The 15,453-nt window shown below is 54.1% G+C and carries 9 protein-coding genes; 7 read left to right on the top strand and 2 right to left on the bottom strand.

Translation table 11 applies throughout. The annotated features are described in order from the left end of the window. Nucleotides 1-142 precede the first annotated feature (142 nt). The 7 genes from MK110_07385 to MK110_07355 all read left to right on the top strand — a co-directional run bounded on the left by MK110_07385 (nt 143) and on the right by MK110_07355 (nt 12,469). Entirely contained in the window at nt 143-1,912 is a 1,770-nt protein-coding gene (locus tag MK110_07385; protein ID MCH2211108.1) for an ABC-F family ATP-binding cassette domain-containing protein, read from the top strand. A 116-nt stretch (nt 1,913-2,028) separates the two neighbouring features. Continuing rightward, nucleotides 2,029-2,817 (top strand): MBL fold metallo-hydrolase, encoded by a 789-nt coding sequence (locus tag MK110_07380; GenBank protein MCH2211107.1) that lies wholly within the window; start codon nt 2,029-2,031, stop codon nt 2,815-2,817. A 112-nt stretch (nt 2,818-2,929) separates the two neighbouring features. Next, nucleotides 2,930-4,501, top strand: a complete 1,572-nt coding sequence (gene cimA / locus MK110_07375) for a citramalate synthase (protein MCH2211106.1) — start codon at nt 2,930-2,932, stop codon at nt 4,499-4,501. A 170-nt stretch (nt 4,502-4,671) separates the two neighbouring features. After that, a complete protein-coding gene (locus MK110_07370; protein ID MCH2211105.1) occupies nt 4,672-7,734 on the top strand; it encodes a valine--tRNA ligase in 3,063 nt (1,020 codons plus the stop codon). Nucleotides 7,735-7,870: 136 nt separating this feature from the next. After that, nucleotides 7,871-9,349, top strand: a complete 1,479-nt coding sequence (locus MK110_07365) for a DUF1501 domain-containing protein (protein ID MCH2211104.1) — start codon at nt 7,871-7,873, stop codon at nt 9,347-9,349. A gap of 299 nt (nt 9,350-9,648) precedes the next feature. Then, entirely contained in the window at nt 9,649-10,758 is a 1,110-nt protein-coding gene (locus MK110_07360; protein MCH2211103.1) for a dipeptidase, read from the top strand. Between the two features lie 265 nt (nt 10,759-11,023). Next, on the top strand, nt 11,024-12,469 hold the full coding sequence (locus tag MK110_07355) for a hypothetical protein (protein ID MCH2211102.1): 1,446 nt from the start codon (nt 11,024-11,026) through the stop codon (nt 12,467-12,469). Between the two features lie 42 nt (nt 12,470-12,511). Here MK110_07355 and MK110_07350 read toward each other — a convergent pair whose 3' ends face one another. Together MK110_07350 and MK110_07345 are read right to left on the bottom strand one after the other, a co-directional pair. Further along, nucleotides 12,512-13,423: a hypothetical protein gene (locus MK110_07350; protein ID MCH2211101.1), complete on the bottom strand. Its 912-nt coding sequence runs from the start codon at nt 13,421-13,423 to the stop codon at nt 12,512-12,514. Between the two features lie 222 nt (nt 13,424-13,645). Then, the gene (locus tag MK110_07345; protein MCH2211100.1) at nt 13,646-15,415 is read right to left on the bottom strand and encodes an exo-alpha-sialidase; all 1,770 of its coding nucleotides are present in this window, start codon (nt 15,413-15,415) and stop codon (nt 13,646-13,648) included. Nucleotides 15,416-15,453 lie beyond the last annotated feature (38 nt).

The following is a 15,453-nucleotide window of genomic DNA, read 5'->3' as shown; positions in this document are numbered from 1 at the left end:
GGATCCTGACAAGATAACCGTGATCCGCTGCTCGTTGCTGTAACACTTCTCTGTCTATTTTTCCGGACAGGGGATTTCATTTGCTCGAATCCATCGACTTCCACCATGGCCATCTCACTCTGCCACGCTGTTCCTTAATCGCATGTCAGTCCTTCTTCAACTTACCGATGCCGTTAAGAGCTACGGTGATCAGCAACTTCTGAATGCCACCAGCGTTACGATCCATGAAGGAATGAAGACGGGTCTAATTGGTCGCAACGGTGCCGGAAAGTCCACTTTACTGCGCGCGATGCTGGGGGACGAAGATCTGGACAGTGGACAAGTTATCCACAGTCCGAATCTGCGCATCGGTTACCTCAGACAACATGATCCGTTCAGGTCCGGTGAATCGACACTCGACTTTCTTATGCGTGACAGCGGGCAGCCGGACTGGAAGTGCGGTGAAGTTGCCGGTCAGTTTGAACTCAAAGGTGTCACCCTTGATGGCCCGGTGCATGAGCTGTCCGGTGGCTGGCAAACTCGAGTCAAATTGGCAGCTCTGCTGCTTCATGACCCGAATCTGCTGATGCTCGATGAACCGACGAACTTTCTTGACCTCCGGACACAGATTCTGCTCGAACATTTTCTCCAGAGATTCCCGGCTGCCTGTCTGATCGTATCCCATGACCGGGCTTTCCTCACTGCGACCTGCGAATCAACACTGGAGCTGTCGCGGGGAAAGCTCACGCTGTATCCCGGGAAAATCGAGGCCTATCTTGAACAGTTGGAGGAACAGCGTTTGCGTGATCAACGTACAAACGCGGCAGTAATCACCAAACAAAAACAGCTGCAGCGATTTATTGACAAGAATCGCGCCCGTGCGACAACGGCGAGTCAGGCTCGATCCAAGCAAAAACAGCTGGATCGTCTGCAAACGGTGGAAATCGAGAGTGATTTGCCCACGGTTCAGATCAAGGCCCCGGTTGTTGAACCGCGTCAGGGGCCGGCGGTCCGATGCCTCGATTTGTCAATCGGGTATTCCGACCACGTCGTAGCCGAACGAATCGACCTGGAACTGGAGCACCGCCAGCGTGCGGCCATTGTTGGTGACAACGGACAGGGCAAAACAACCTTACTGCGGACTATCGTGGATTCGTTGAAGCCCCTGGCCGGTCGTGTCAAGTGGGGGTTCGGCTGCAATGTCGGCGTATACGCTCAACATGTGTACTCTACGTTACCCGAAGACCAGACCGTTCTGGAGTACCTCGAGTACAACTCCATGCCAGGTGTGACCACGCAGGACTGTCTGAATCTAGCCGGTGCACTGCTGTTCCGCGGTTCTCACGTGAAAAAGTCTATTCGGGTCCTTTCCGGAGGCGAACGTGCACGTCTGTGCATGGCCGCACTGCTGCTCGGCGATTATAATGTGCTGGTTCTCGACGAACCAGGTAACCATCTGGATGTTGAGTCGGTTGAGTCGTTGGCGGAAGCGTTGATTGCCTACCAGGGAACAGTTCTGTTCACCAGTCACGACCGACACTTCGTCAGTCGCATTGCAACGAATGTGATTGAGGTTCGGGACGGGCGAGCCCGCAGTTACGGCGGAACCTACGAAGCCTATTTGTATGCGGTTAACAGCGAGATTGACGCCGGCGAACGGGAACGGGCAAAGAATCGTATGCCAACAGTTCCGACTGCCAGGCAGTCCATGTCGGGCAAACAGCAGCATAATGCCCGGCGTCAGCTTCGCAATCTTGAGAAGAAGATTGCGAAGCTGGACGACGACAAGAAAGAGCTGAACGCACAGATGCTTAATGCGGCTGGTGCAGAAGACGCACTTAAACTGCATCTGCAGATCGAAGCGATCCAGAAACAACTGGCGGAGACCGAAAATTCCTGGTATGACCTGCAGGTGAAGCTTGGGGACGTCTAATTTGCGTTCCGAGAACATCTTGGTATCTGTCCCGACATTGCTGCACTGTCGTTCGCAGCTTAGAATGAGCAGTGAACGGATTCCCCACAGCTAATTTCAATCCGAAAGTCCGGTCAATGCTGACTCGACGAGAGTTGTTCCCCAACGTTATCGAAATGAATTTCCAGGCGCGTCGGCGCTTTGGCTGCTGTGTCTATCTGGTGTTTTCCGGTACCGACTGGATGCTGATCGATATTGGCTACGAAGACACTGTAGACGAAATTATTGAAATGATTCGGCAGATGGACTTTCCGCTTGCCGGCTGTAAGTACCTGATTGCCACACATGCCGATGCGGACCACGTGCAGGGACTTCAGCGAGCTTCTGAACTGTTGCCGGGATCAGTGACCGTCGCTCATGGTGATGCGAAACGGATTCTGGAAGAAGGTGACCGGATCGCATCGTTCGCGGAGGTTCCTGCACAGGGAATTTCCATCGTAATGCCGGAATCTCATATCGCCAAGACAGTCAGTGATGGTGACGTCCTTCAACTGGGGGACCTGAGCCTCGAAATCTGGGACACACCCGGACACGCAACAGGGCAGTTGTCTTTTCGCTTGGGGAATCTGCTGTTCTCCGGCGATAATATATTTCGGGATGGGTGTGTCGGAAGCATTGATGCCCACCATGGATCCGATATTCCGGCATTCATCCAGTCACTCACACGCATTCGGGAAAGCGACGTCGAATGGCTGCTGCCGAGTCATGGACCTGCGTTCTCAAAAGATGTGAATCTTCTGACATCTGCAATTGATCGATTGACCGGCTACCAGTACATGGCTGACTTTGGAACCTGTGCCATCGACTGGCCACTGCTTAACGAATGGGATGAAGAGTTGGCTCGCGGAACCGCGCCGCAGGCATAGAGAGAAGTTCATCGAATCCCCGAGCTTCTGATTCAGAGCCGGCAAAAATCTCAGATAGTCCTGAGCTGTTTGCTGAAAGACACTTTGCTCTCAGTCCCGGAAAGTGGCAATTATGACAGCCGTTCAGCTGTACGACACAACACTGCGTGACGGTGCCCAGGGGGAAGGTGTCAATTTTTCTCTGCATGACAAGTTGATGATTGCGGTCCGGCTGGACGAACTTGGTTTTGATTACATTGAAGGTGGCTACCCGCTTTCCAATCCTAAAGACGAAGAGTTCTTTCGCCGCGCGGCCGACATGGACTGGAAGCACGCAAAGGTGAGCGCGTTCGGCATGACGCGTCGGCGAGGTGTTGAAGCCTGTGATGACATCGGCATGCAGGCACTTGTCAAAAGTCGGGCGCCCGTCATTACGATTGTGGGAAAGACGTGGGACTTGCATGTGACTGAAGTGCTCAATGTCACGCTGGAAGAAAATCTGGAAATGATTCGCGATTCGATCGCATATGCGAAGTCCGAAGGCCGCGAAGTGATCTATGACGCGGAACACTGTTTTGACGGATGGCTGGCGAATCCTGAATATGCACAGCAGACATGGCAGGCGGCGGCTGACGCGGGGGCCAATATGATTTGTATGTGCGACACCAATGGAGGTCGGCTGCCGGGGCAGATAGCAGAAGCCGTGAAAGCATTGAAAAATAATTTCAATACTCCGGTGGGAATTCATACCCACAATGACAGTGAACTTGCGGTTGCGAATTCCCTGGCAGGTGTTGAAGCCGGTGCTGTTCAGGTGCAGGGAACGATCAACGGGATTGGAGAACGCTGTGGGAATGCGGACCTGATTTCTGTCGCCGGGAATCTATCGTTGAAACTTGGCCGTGAGATCCTGGTCAAAGATGGAATTAACCGTCTGACGGAACTTTCTCGTTATGTGTACGACATCGCGAACATGAACTTCCGCAACGGTCAGGCCTTTGTTGGGTCCAGTGCGTTTGCGCACAAAGGCGGCATGCACGTACACGCGGTGAACAAGGTTTCTCACAGCTACGAACATGTCAGACCCGATTCTGTCGGAAATGTACGCCGGGTTCTGGTCAGTGAATTGTCAGGTCGCTCCAATATCGTGGCCAAAACAACAAAATTTCGCCTGCAGGAGGACAGGGACCTGCAGGCGAAACTGCTAAAGGCCGTTCAGGACCTGGAAAATGACGGTTACCAGTTTGAAGCTGCGGAAGCGTCATTCGATCTGCTGGTGATGAAATACGCCGGCTCATATCAGAAGTCGTTTGAACTGGATCACTATCGGGTCAACGTTCTGAATCGGGATCGTGATCCGGTGACTGAGTCAATCATTAAGCTTACAGTCAACGGTGAAGAACAACACGTTGTTGGTGAAGGAGACGGTCCTGTCAATGCACTGGACACTGCCCTGCGGAAAGCACTTAACGCGGCTTATCCGTGTCTGTCCGAAATGACTCTCATGGACTACAAGGTGCGTGTGATTAACAGCACAGAAGGTACGGCTGCCCGCGTACGTGTTGTTATTGAAAGTCGTGATCAGCATAGTATCTGGAGCACGGTAGGGGTCAGCGAAAACATCATCGAGGCCAGCTGGATCGCACTGGTGGATGCTGTGGAGTACAAGATTCACAAAGACCGGGGAGCCGTTGGGAACCGGTGATCTGTTTACGTTGTTAACGTTCAGATCACCTCCGGTAAGCAGGCCGGAGAACCGTCCGACGGACAGATGATCTGTTTCCGCTTTTTTGTCCGGGAAAGGTATCCGAACGCCGGTTGACCTGTTTGTGTTCTGAACTTTCTCCATTTTCTCTGTGACCCTGTGATAAAACCATGACCGAACTTCCAAAAACCTGGGACCCCGCCACTGCTCAGAAGAAATGGATTACGCACTGGGAATCTGAGGGTTACTGTCATGCCGATCCGCACCCGGATCGTGAACAGCACACAATCATGATTCCACTGCCAAATGTTACCGGTGCTCTGCACATGGGACATTGTCTGAACGGCACGATTCAGGACTTATTGACGCGTTGGCGACGGATGCAGGGGCGTCAAGCGTTGTGGATGCCTGGTACGGACCATGCCGGAATTGCGACACAGGCTGTTGTCGAACGACGCATGCTGGAAGAAGAAGGCATCACCCGCCACGACATCGGACGCGACGCACTGGTGGTACGAATACATACCTGGAAAGACGAATACCAACAGCGAATTCTGAATCAGTTGAAACAGATCGGAGCCAGTTGTGACTGGCGTCGTGTGCGTTTCACGCTGGACGATGTCTGCAGTCGGGCTGTGCGGCGGACTTTTTTTCAGATGTTTTGTGACGGACTGATCTTTCGAGGAAAACGTCTGGTTAACTGGGATCCGCATCTGCAGACAGCGGTCGCTGACGACGAAGTTTTTACTGAAGATGTGGATGGTCATTTCTGGACATTTCACTATCCGGTTGTGGACAAGTCAGAGGAGCCGACGGGACAGGTGATTCGTTTTTCCACAACTCGTCCGGAAACCATGCTGGGTGATACGGCGGTGTGTGTGCATCCGACGGACGACCGCTACACAGATCTGGTCGGTCGACAGGTTCGTGTTCCGGTCAACGGTCGTTTGATTCCCATTATTGCAGATGCTTTGCTGGCGGATAAACAGCTGGGTACAGGAGCTGTGAAAGTTACACCGGCCCATGATCCCAATGACTATGCCTGCGGCCTGCGAAATGGCCTGGAGATGGTCAATATTCTGAATGCTGACGGCACGGTCAATGAAGAAGGTGGAGAGTTTGCCGGTCTGGATCGTTATCAGGCCCGTAAGGCAATCGTCGAGCAAATGGAATCGCTGGGTTTTTATGATGGAGTGGAAGACCGAACAATTCCCGTTAAACACAGTGACCGCAGCAAGACGCCGATCGAACCTTATCTCAGTGATCAGTGGTTCGTGAAAATGGATACACTGGCCCAGTCAGCGATGGATGCCGTTGACGATGGCCGGGTCAAAATTTTTCCCCAACGCTACAGAAAGACATATCTGGACTGGCTGGGTGAAAAACGTGACTGGTGCATCAGTCGCCAGTTATGGTGGGGACACCGTATTCCTGTGTGGTCACAGAAGGTGAAAAATCGATCGGAGAGTGTGGAGAGTCTGTCTTGTTTTGGCGGCTCACTGGCAGAGGATGGAACTATTACCTTTGCGGAAGATTATACCGAAATCCTGTCGGCTCAGTTTGCCGACGGACTGATGCCGGGTGAAGAACTTCTGCTGGCCTGCGTGGATGGCGGTCATGAGGATGTGGAACTGAAACTGGCCGAAACGGGGTTCACTCAGGATCCGGATGTGCTGGATACGTGGTTCAGTTCTGCGCTGTGGCCGCATGCCACCCTGGGGTGGCCGGATCGTGACCACAATCCACCAACTATCGATGCTTCAGGCACGACACAGACTGATAGCGGTCAGTCTGACAGGAATGAAGTCCTCGACTTCTTTTACCCAGGATCCGTGCTGGTCACATCGCGAGACATCATCACGCTTTGGGTCGCCCGGATGGTACTCACGGGACTTTATAATATGGGTGACGTCCCGTTCCGGGATGTCTACATTCATCCCAAGATTCTGGATGGCCTGGGCCAGACAATGTCTAAGTCGAAGGGCAACGGAGTCGATCCGCTGGAACTGATTGACAAATACGGTACAGACGCAGTCAGGTTTACGATTTCGTCACTGGCCGGCGAAACGCAGGATGTTCGTCTGCCGGTTGGTTACGAATGCCCGCACTGCGAAGCTGTGACGCCTCAAACAAAGAAGCACCAGAGTATGAAACCGCTGGGCGGAGAGACTCCGACCCTCAAGTGCGGCCAGTGTAAGACTGATTTTCAGTTTCCGAGTCCGTGGTTTACTCCGGATGAAGGATCGCCTGTTGCCAGAATCGTCAGTGAACGTTTTGACTACGGTCGCAACTTCTGCAACAAGCTGTGGAATGCCTCACGATTTGCTTTTATGAATCTCGAGGGATTTACACCTGGTACCGTAAGTCGTGACAAGCTTCAGATGGAAGATCGGTGGGTACTCAGTCGTCTGGCCACGACGACTCAACAGGTGACGACGCTGCTTGACCGTTATCAGTTTGATCAGGCCACCCGCACAATTCGTGATTTCACCTGGAACGAATTCTGCGACTGGTATCTGGAAATGATTAAGCCGCGGTTACGTGATGATGCTTCGCGACCGGTCGCTCAGCGCGTGCTGGTTGAAGTCATAGATAATCTGATTCGTTTGCTGCATCCGTTTGCGCCATTCATCACCGAAGAACTCTGGCACACACTTAATCAGCTGGCACCGGTGCGGGGTCTGAGTGAGCAAACACAGGCCTCGGAAAGCGTGATGATTGCTGCATGGCCCCGGCTGTCGGAAGAATTTTGCGACGAGGAACTGGAGAGTCGCTTTGAACGTCTGCAGGAAATCATTGTAGCTGTTCGTAACATTCGGGGGCTGTACAAAATCAGTCCAAAAGAACCGCTCAAACTGTTCATGCGCTGTGCGCCGGAAGTTGCTGCGCAGATGCACGCTGTGGCTGACCAGTTCGACAATCTGTCGCGGACCATGCTGGAAGCAGCCGGACTGAACGTAAATCGACCGGGGGCCAGCGCTAACTTCAGTCTTGAAGACGCGGATGGATACATTCCGCTTGAAGGATTAATTGACCTGAACGCAGAACTGGAAAGACAACAAAAAAAAGCGGCTCAGCTGCAGGGGCACATCACAGGCGCTGAGAAGAAACTGAGTAACAGCAATTTCGTTGACAAGGCTCCGGAAAACGTTGTAAACGACGTCCGTGAAACGCTCTCCGGACTGAAGAGTCAGCTGGAGAATGTCGAAAGGATTATCAAAGAACTGAGTTAATCGCTGATTTTTGCAGCAACCACACAGCAGTTTACCTGTTGTCACACCGAGCGGGGTCGAAAACTGTGGCCCGTAACGATCTGATTTGATACGCTGTCGAATCGGTTGGCCAACGACGCTGACATGGGAGCCTTCAATGGACCGCAAACCCGTTTCGTGCTGGCAGCACTCGATTGTTTCTCGTCGAACGGCCGTTCAGGCCGGTGCGTTGGGCGTCTTGGGTCTGGGCTCGAATCATCTGAGCGGACTCCGGGCGGCGGACTCCGGACAGATCGCGGCTGGCAGCGGGACTGCAAAAACCTGCATCTACATTTTTCTGTCCGGTGGATTGTCTCAGCATGAAAGCTTTGATCTGAAGCCGAACGCACCGGATGGTATCCGTGGCGAATTCAAGCCGATTTCCACAGGCACACCAGGTACGCAGATCTGCGAGCACCTGCCGGAACTCGCCAAACGCAGCAATCACTGGGGAGTCGTACGTTCGCTGACACACCCGACCAATTCTCACACCAGGGGTCATTTTTTTATGTTGACCGGTCGGTCGACGACGCCGGCTGGGTACAAGGGAGACCGCCAACCGCGGCCAACTGACTGGCCGTCGATCATGTCGGTGGCCGGTGATGTCGTACCGGCACCAAAGAATAATCTTCCCCCGACCATCGTGCTGCCGGAACGACTGGTTCACTGGTCCGGGGGTGTCATCCCTGGTGCTTATGGGGGGCAGATGGGCGCACACCGCGATCCGTTCTTTATCGAAGCTTCTCCTTACGGCAATCCTGGATGGCGAGGGGCCTATCCGGAATACACGTTTCCCAACATTGCTATGGATCCGCCCAAGCAACCCGATGCACGGGTTTACCAGGCTCCCAATCTTCAGTTTGCCCCAGGGTTGACGCGAAATCGGTTAAACGGGAGGCTGGGACTGTTACAAACGATCGATGAGCAGCGTCGGCGGATGGAAGATTCGGCTGTGGTACAGTCCTACGATCGTGAACGACAGAATGCAATTTCGATGCTGGCCAGCCCGCGCATTCGCAACGCCTTTGATGTGACGAATGCCGACCCCAAAATACAGGAACGATACGGAGCCAACAGTTTTGGCTGGTCAATGCTGATGGCATACCGACTCACAGCAGCGGGTGTGCCGCTGGTCCAGGTCAATCTGGGAAACAACGAAACGTGGGACACGCACGGCAATTCGTTTTACCGCTTAAGGGAGAAACTGTTCCCTCCAACGGATCGGGCAATCAGTGCTCTGCTGGACGACCTGCAGTCCAGCGGTCTTCTGGATTCAACCATGATCGTTATGGCCGGAGAATTCGGCCGTACGCCCAAACTGGAGTATATGCCCGAGTCGTATCCTGGGCCCGGTCGGGGACATTGGGGAGCCGTTCAAAGTGTGTTCTTTGCGGGCGGTGCCATTCGGGGAGGAACGGTGGTGGGCTCGTCGGATGCAACTGGCGGTTACCCAGCGACAAATCCGAAGACACCGGAAAACATGGCTGCGACGCTTTATCATGCATTGGGCATTCCGCACACGGCGGTTTGGAATGATGACGTTGGTCGTCCGCACCAGGTGTACCACGGGGAGCCGATCCACGAACTGCTGGGATAAAACCCGGTCGCTCGCTCAGGACCCTGCAGTCGTTCGGTGAACGGTTCGGCTTCAGCCGGCTGTCAACTTCGTTCCTCGGCAGCTTCGCTCGAACAGCTGATAACAGACAAAGCGAAGTCTCGACTGTCCACGGACTCGCAAACGGACCGGCTCTCAGCTAATTTTTCAAACAGCGATTGTCCGGCGATCGTTTCATTCACCCCCTGTCAGCAAACAGGGGGCGTGACGTTTTCTCAGTCCTCCGATCGTGAGCGGGGTGGTACCTAAGTCGTCCCCCGCAGCAGCAACGGATTCCAATCATGTTAATCATCGACGGTGACTACCCGATGGCCTACGGTTCAGTTGACGCTGATCGTGACCTCACACAGTCCATCTCGGAGGTACGCAGTGCCGAACCTGGAATCCGAGGACAATTCGGCCCTCCGGACAGCGAAACGATGGCGACACTCCCGGAGATGCGTCGTGGGAGCATCGCAGCTGCACTCGTAAAAGTCGCAGCACGTATTGAAAGGCCAGGAAGTCCGCTCTGGGGATACCGCAGTTCCCGGACAGCCTACGCAGCCGCGCAGGCACATCTGGCATATTACCGGATTCTGGACTCTGTGGGGGAAGCACGGATTCTTCGATCACGCGGTGAGTTCATCGATCACATGCGGATCTGGTCGGAAACGAGCGATCACGAAAAATTACCGGTCGGGTTCATCGTAGGCATGGAAGGTGCCGACCCGATTTTGAATCCACAGCATGTTCACGACTGGTGGGAGGGGGGAGTACGCGTGGTGAGCCTGTCGCATTACGGCGTCAGCACCTATTGTCACGGGACCGGAACAGGGACCGAGGGAGGACTGTTTCCCATGGCCGCCGAGTTGCTCAAAGAAATGGAATCGCTCGGAATGATTCTGGACCTGACCCATGCATCAGACCGGTCCGCTCGAGAGGCACTCGATCTGTTCTCCGGACCGATCCTGGCCAGCCACCAGAACTGTCGCGAACTGGTTCCCGGTGAACGGCAGTTTCCCGATGACCTGCTGACAGCTGTTATTCAGCGAGATGGCATCATTGGTGCATCGATGGACACCTGGATGTTGTACAAGCCGGGAATCGACTGGACGGCAAAAATTCCGTCACGGCGGACGTTGTTCCCTCGAGACGCCATTACGCTGGACGATCTGGTGGACCACATTGACCATGTTTGCCAGCTGGCCGGGAATTCTCTGCATGCAGGAATCGGCGGTGATACGGATGGTCAGGGAGGGCGAGAAGGCGCACCGCTGGAAATCGACACGGTTGCCGACTACCAAAAACTGGCGGATGTCCTCGATCGCCGCGGTTACACACAGGAGGACATTGCTAACGTGATGTATCGCAACTGGCAGCGGTTTTTTGCAGACAGGCTGCCTGCGGAGTAAATCCGCTGACGATTGGCCGAAAAGCCAAAATGTTCGGATTGACTGCTAACGGGAAGATCATCCTGGGATCGCAGCCGGTCGGAGGATCTGCGCGAATCCGAATTGAACTCAATGTGGAGTTTACAAACGTAGGAACTGTGTGCGATTCATTTGGCCACAGTGATTCATTTGGCCACAGTGATTCATTTGGCCACAGTGATTCATTTGGGCACAGTGACTGTGAATGTAGAGTGTGAATGTAAAATACTGAGTGATCGGGACAAACATGAACAACAGATTTGTGACGAGACGTCACTGGCTGATGACCACAACAGCCATGGCTGCGACGTCTCTGATGCAGCCGACTGTCAGTGCTTTCCAGCCAGGTGAGCCGGTCCCAGGCGATGTTGCTGACATCGGGTCACGGCGTGAATTGTTTGTGGATCGATTTCTGATCGCCAGACTGAACGGAGTTCAGCTCAAACTTCATAAGCCGCAACCTGCTCCACCGCTGGTTGGGCGGGTCAACAGCCATGAAATGGAAATTGCCACGATCATCAAAGACGGTGAATTGTTTCGGCTGTATACGCGTGATCCGCGCGGGATGAAAAAAACCGGCGATGACACAATTGTCACACGATATTACGAGAGCTTCGACGGGATTCACTGGACGAATCCTACCCTGGGACTGCATGCAGTCGACGGCAGCCGCGCCAACAACGTCATCCTGCATGAAGGGGGAATCTGTGCTACTTTTTCGCCCTTTCTCGATACGCGACCTGGCATCTGGATTCCGGGACGGCCTGAAGTGCCCAATGACCATCTGGCCGTTGACCGAAGATTCAAGGCACTGGGTGGTGTTCTCAGAGATGGCGGTCTGTTCGCGTTCACTTCAGATGACGGGATTCACTGGACGAAGCTGCGTGAGGAACCTGTGATCACCTCCGATGAGCTTGCGTTCGACTCGCAGAATGTTTCATTCTGGTCCCAAACCGAACAGTGCTACGTTTGCTATTTCCGCACGTGGAAGACGGTCCACGGAAAACTGCGAACGATCAGCCGCACCACTTCGCAGGACTTCGTTTCATGGAGTGATCCGGTTGCACTTGAGCCGAACTTTCCCGGCGAGCAGTTATATACGAGTCAGACTCATCCGTATTTTCGGGCTCCTCACATCTACGTGGCCCTGCCCACGCGACTTCATCCGCCGCGAGGTGACAGCACCGATATCATGTTCATGACAGCCCGTGGTGACAGTCCCTATGACCGTACATTTCGTGAAGCATTCATGCGACCGGGACCAGATATCAATCGGTGGGGTGACCGCGGCAATTACGCTGCGCTGAATGTTGTCCCCACCGGCGCGACCGAGATGTCGATTTACACAACCCCCTTCCGCCGCTTCACACTGCGAATGGATGGCTTTGCATCGGTTCATGCCGGTGCAGACCATGGTGAGATGCTGACCCGTCCGGTCCGTTTTGATGGCAGTTCACTGAATGTCAATTACTCAACCAGTGCCGGTGGCAGCCTGAAAATAGAACTTCAGGACGCTGGTGGCCATCCGCTGCCGGGCTTCGGCCTTGACGACTGTCAGATCATGGTTGGTGATCGGATCTCTCAGCAGGTGAACTGGACAGGCGGTGATCTCTCCGGTCTGTCCGGTACGCCGGTGCGACTTCGATTTGTCATGCTGGAATGCGACGTTTTCTCACTGAAATTCAATTCGTGAATTGTCTGTGCCCTGACCGTGGGAGATGCTGACGCTGATTGTTCAGTCAGAAGCTGAATCGCCAAAGTCGCTTTGATAGCGATCCAGCACATTCTGCAGGGATCCGTCCATGAGATAGGTGGCCCCGCGTGCCGTGACCCATTCGCCGGGTTCAACCTTATTGGCGATGACAGGAGCCAGATGGATACACAGGTGAGGCCCGTGACTGACGGGGGACTTCCTGTTCCACGCCTGAGCCAGTAATTTTTGACCATCCAGAGATCTACAGACAATCAATGGCAGATCCACTCGATGTCCATCTTCCTGATATCGCTTCCATCCCCCGTCCGTATGTACCCAGACGTGCTGCGGCAACACTTGGTCCTGCCATCGTGAGACCATTCCCAGATAAATTTCGCGGGCGGCCTTTTGAGGATCCCTGCTGACCGGTGGCGGCGGAGCCGGCTGGAAATCCGGGTTGAACCAGTTGTTGGGAGGCTGGAAGTCTCCCCATCCCGAACCCGAACAAAAGTTAACGGACAGGTTTCGCCACGGCTCCGACGTCTCGTTGCGAATGCGGAAGTTCAGGTAGAGAGCATCGACCGTGGTCGATAATTCGATCTGGTAGGTCAGGTATCCCGGGTGGGTCTGTGTCATCCGCCATCGACCGTTCCCGAGATCCTCCCAGTCAGTGGGCTGCATATGGTAGTACGAATGAACGGGTCTTTTTTCCGCCGCCAGGATTTCTCTGCCGTCGTTATGGATATATTCAGGCAACAACATCTCGAACAACGGCCGATCTGCGGTGCCCGGTCCGCTGTAGACATACACATACGCTGCGTTCGGATCCGGCCGTCGAATGTGTAAGGCCGTGGTCGATGACCGGGATTTCGCTACTGTCTCGGATACGTCGGCGAACGTGACGAAACTGGTCACAGGAAAAGTCAGCAGATAAACAAGCATCATTTTTCGCACAGGAACGGCTCCTTACAGGAACGATGGCTGAGACCTGAATCGGGAACACTTTCGTTTCCGGTCATTAACTCCGGCAAAACAGGAAAATGAAAATTTGGGGTGACAGGTCATGGGCTACTCACCGGCATGACACTGCAAAACGTCAAGTCAATGTACGCGCCCTCCGGACCGCAATATTGATTGGTTTCGATGTAACATCCGGAACAGCAAGGATCTGTATTTTCACTGACTGGCTTTATCGTCAATTTCAGCCAGGGTGAAACGTACACTCACGATGTACGCCTTTTCACCTCGGGTCCAGTGACCATAGGTGGTCGCCACAAACGTGCCGTCCGGAAGCAGTTCGAGTCCGGAATAAGCACAGTCTGCGCCCTTATGGTTTTCCATCAGACGGACGCGGTACTGACCTTCGCGTCCGTTTGCGATGTCATCCCAGGTGCCGACCCATCCCACCCAGTCGCCACGTGTGGGACTCTCGTGTGTTGTGTCGCGGAAGGTGATAAACAGTCGGCCGTCCGGTGCATATTTGCCATTGTGTCGGTCACCGGTGAGTGCACCGGGCAGTTCACGCGGTTCCGTCCACGACTTACCTTCGTCGTCTGAAAAGATCACAAAAGAATTGAATTTACGACTGTTTTCCCGCATAAGTACTGCCAGATGTTTGCCGTCCGGTGAACGGATGACTCCCGGTTCACAAAGATGAGCTTTCGGATGCCGGGCAATGGTCACCGGAGGACCCCAAGTGACGCCACCGTCCGCAGAAACAAATTTGAATACCTGAAATCTATCCGTCTTCAGGCCGGTAGCACCGACAAAGCGTCTGCTGTTGTTGGACAATGCCATGTAGTGTCCGTTCCTGAGTCGAATCATGCCGGCCATCACGCTGCCCCCGAAGTTGCCAACAGGTTTCCTCAGCGTCCATGTCAAACCGTCATCTTCAGAAATCGACTGCAGAAACGGATACAGGTTTGAGAACATCAACAACCGTTTTTTTCCCTGAGGATCGATGGTGGGGTAGATCGTGGGGACTTCGTCCGAGGCCGCCCAGTTGGCAGGCGTCGGCAGACGTTCCGACCAGGTCAGACCACCATCGCTGCTGCGTTTGAGATTGATCCGACCTTTGCCATGGCCGGCGGGATATACGATCACGATCGTCCTGCCATCATCCAGCAGAACGGTGGTGGGATGACCCAGATACTGCCCCGGTTCCCTGTCGACAATGACCTGCCGATGTGTTTCTGAGGCCAGATCGATGAGCGGAATACTGTAGTCGCGAGGCGGAGCACCCCCAGGTTCCGTTTGCACCTGATACCCGTGAAAAAACAAACGTGTCTCAGGCAGATACTTCTCAAGCCGCCGGACTCCCTGTTCGGTTACCTCGGTTCCAAACATGTAGATGCGCTGCATGTTTCGCAGGCCGGACAGATGGACCAGTCCGTCGTCAGTGATCGGGCCGGACAACTTCAGATGAGTCAGGCTGATCAGAGTCTGCAGATGGGCCAGACCGGCATCTGTGACTTCGGTTTGTTCCAGGTTGAGCACCCGCAGATTTTGTAATTTTGCGAGGTGGACCAGTCCATCGTCAGTGACGGGTGTGCTTTCAAGGTACAGTGTCTGCAGCTGTGTGAGACCTGCAATGTGTCGCAGTCCGCGATCGGTGATCTGCGTGTTGAAACCAAGATACAGCCATTCCAGACTGGTTAGCGGACTGAGATGCCGCATCTGTAAATCGGTAACGGAATCGGACAGGTACAGTCCCCGAAGCCCATGCAGGTGCTGCAGTTCGTCGAGGAATTTGTCAGCAACCGGACCGTGAAGGAAGGCTACCTCACTCACCTGACCGTGATCATTTGTTTGTAGTCGCGCTCCGGATTCCCTCAGTCGTGACACGATGGATGCAGGATCCGCCTCTGTGCCTGCAAAAGCCCTCGGCTGTTCAGTTCCGACAGTCACACTGCACATCAGGACAGCAACGCATATCAGGTGTTTCATCTGGGAAAATTCTTTATACGGTGTGATGACAAATATCT

The organism is Fuerstiella sp., assembly GCA_022447225.1.
In the GTDB taxonomy this organism is placed as follows: domain Bacteria; phylum Planctomycetota; class Planctomycetia; order Planctomycetales; family Planctomycetaceae; genus S139-18.
Note: the sequence above shows the minus strand (reverse complement) of the source record. Positions and strands in the feature narration are given on the sequence as shown.

Coding starts and splice junctions, on each gene's coding strand:
- MK110_07370 (MCH2211105.1), top strand. CDS start 4,672: ATGACCGAACTTCCAAAAACCTGGGACCCCGCCACTGCTCAGAAGAAA.
- cimA (MCH2211106.1), top strand. CDS start 2,930: ATGACAGCCGTTCAGCTGTACGACACAACACTGCGTGACGGTGCCCAG.
- MK110_07385 (MCH2211108.1), top strand. CDS start 143: ATGTCAGTCCTTCTTCAACTTACCGATGCCGTTAAGAGCTACGGTGAT.
- MK110_07355 (MCH2211102.1), top strand. CDS start 11,024: ATGAACAACAGATTTGTGACGAGACGTCACTGGCTGATGACCACAACA.
- MK110_07345 (MCH2211100.1), bottom strand. CDS start 15,415: ATGAAACACCTGATATGCGTTGCTGTCCTGATGTGCAGTGTGACTGTC.
- MK110_07365 (MCH2211104.1), top strand. CDS start 7,871: ATGGACCGCAAACCCGTTTCGTGCTGGCAGCACTCGATTGTTTCTCGT.
- MK110_07380 (MCH2211107.1), top strand. CDS start 2,029: ATGCTGACTCGACGAGAGTTGTTCCCCAACGTTATCGAAATGAATTTC.
- MK110_07360 (MCH2211103.1), top strand. CDS start 9,649: ATGTTAATCATCGACGGTGACTACCCGATGGCCTACGGTTCAGTTGAC.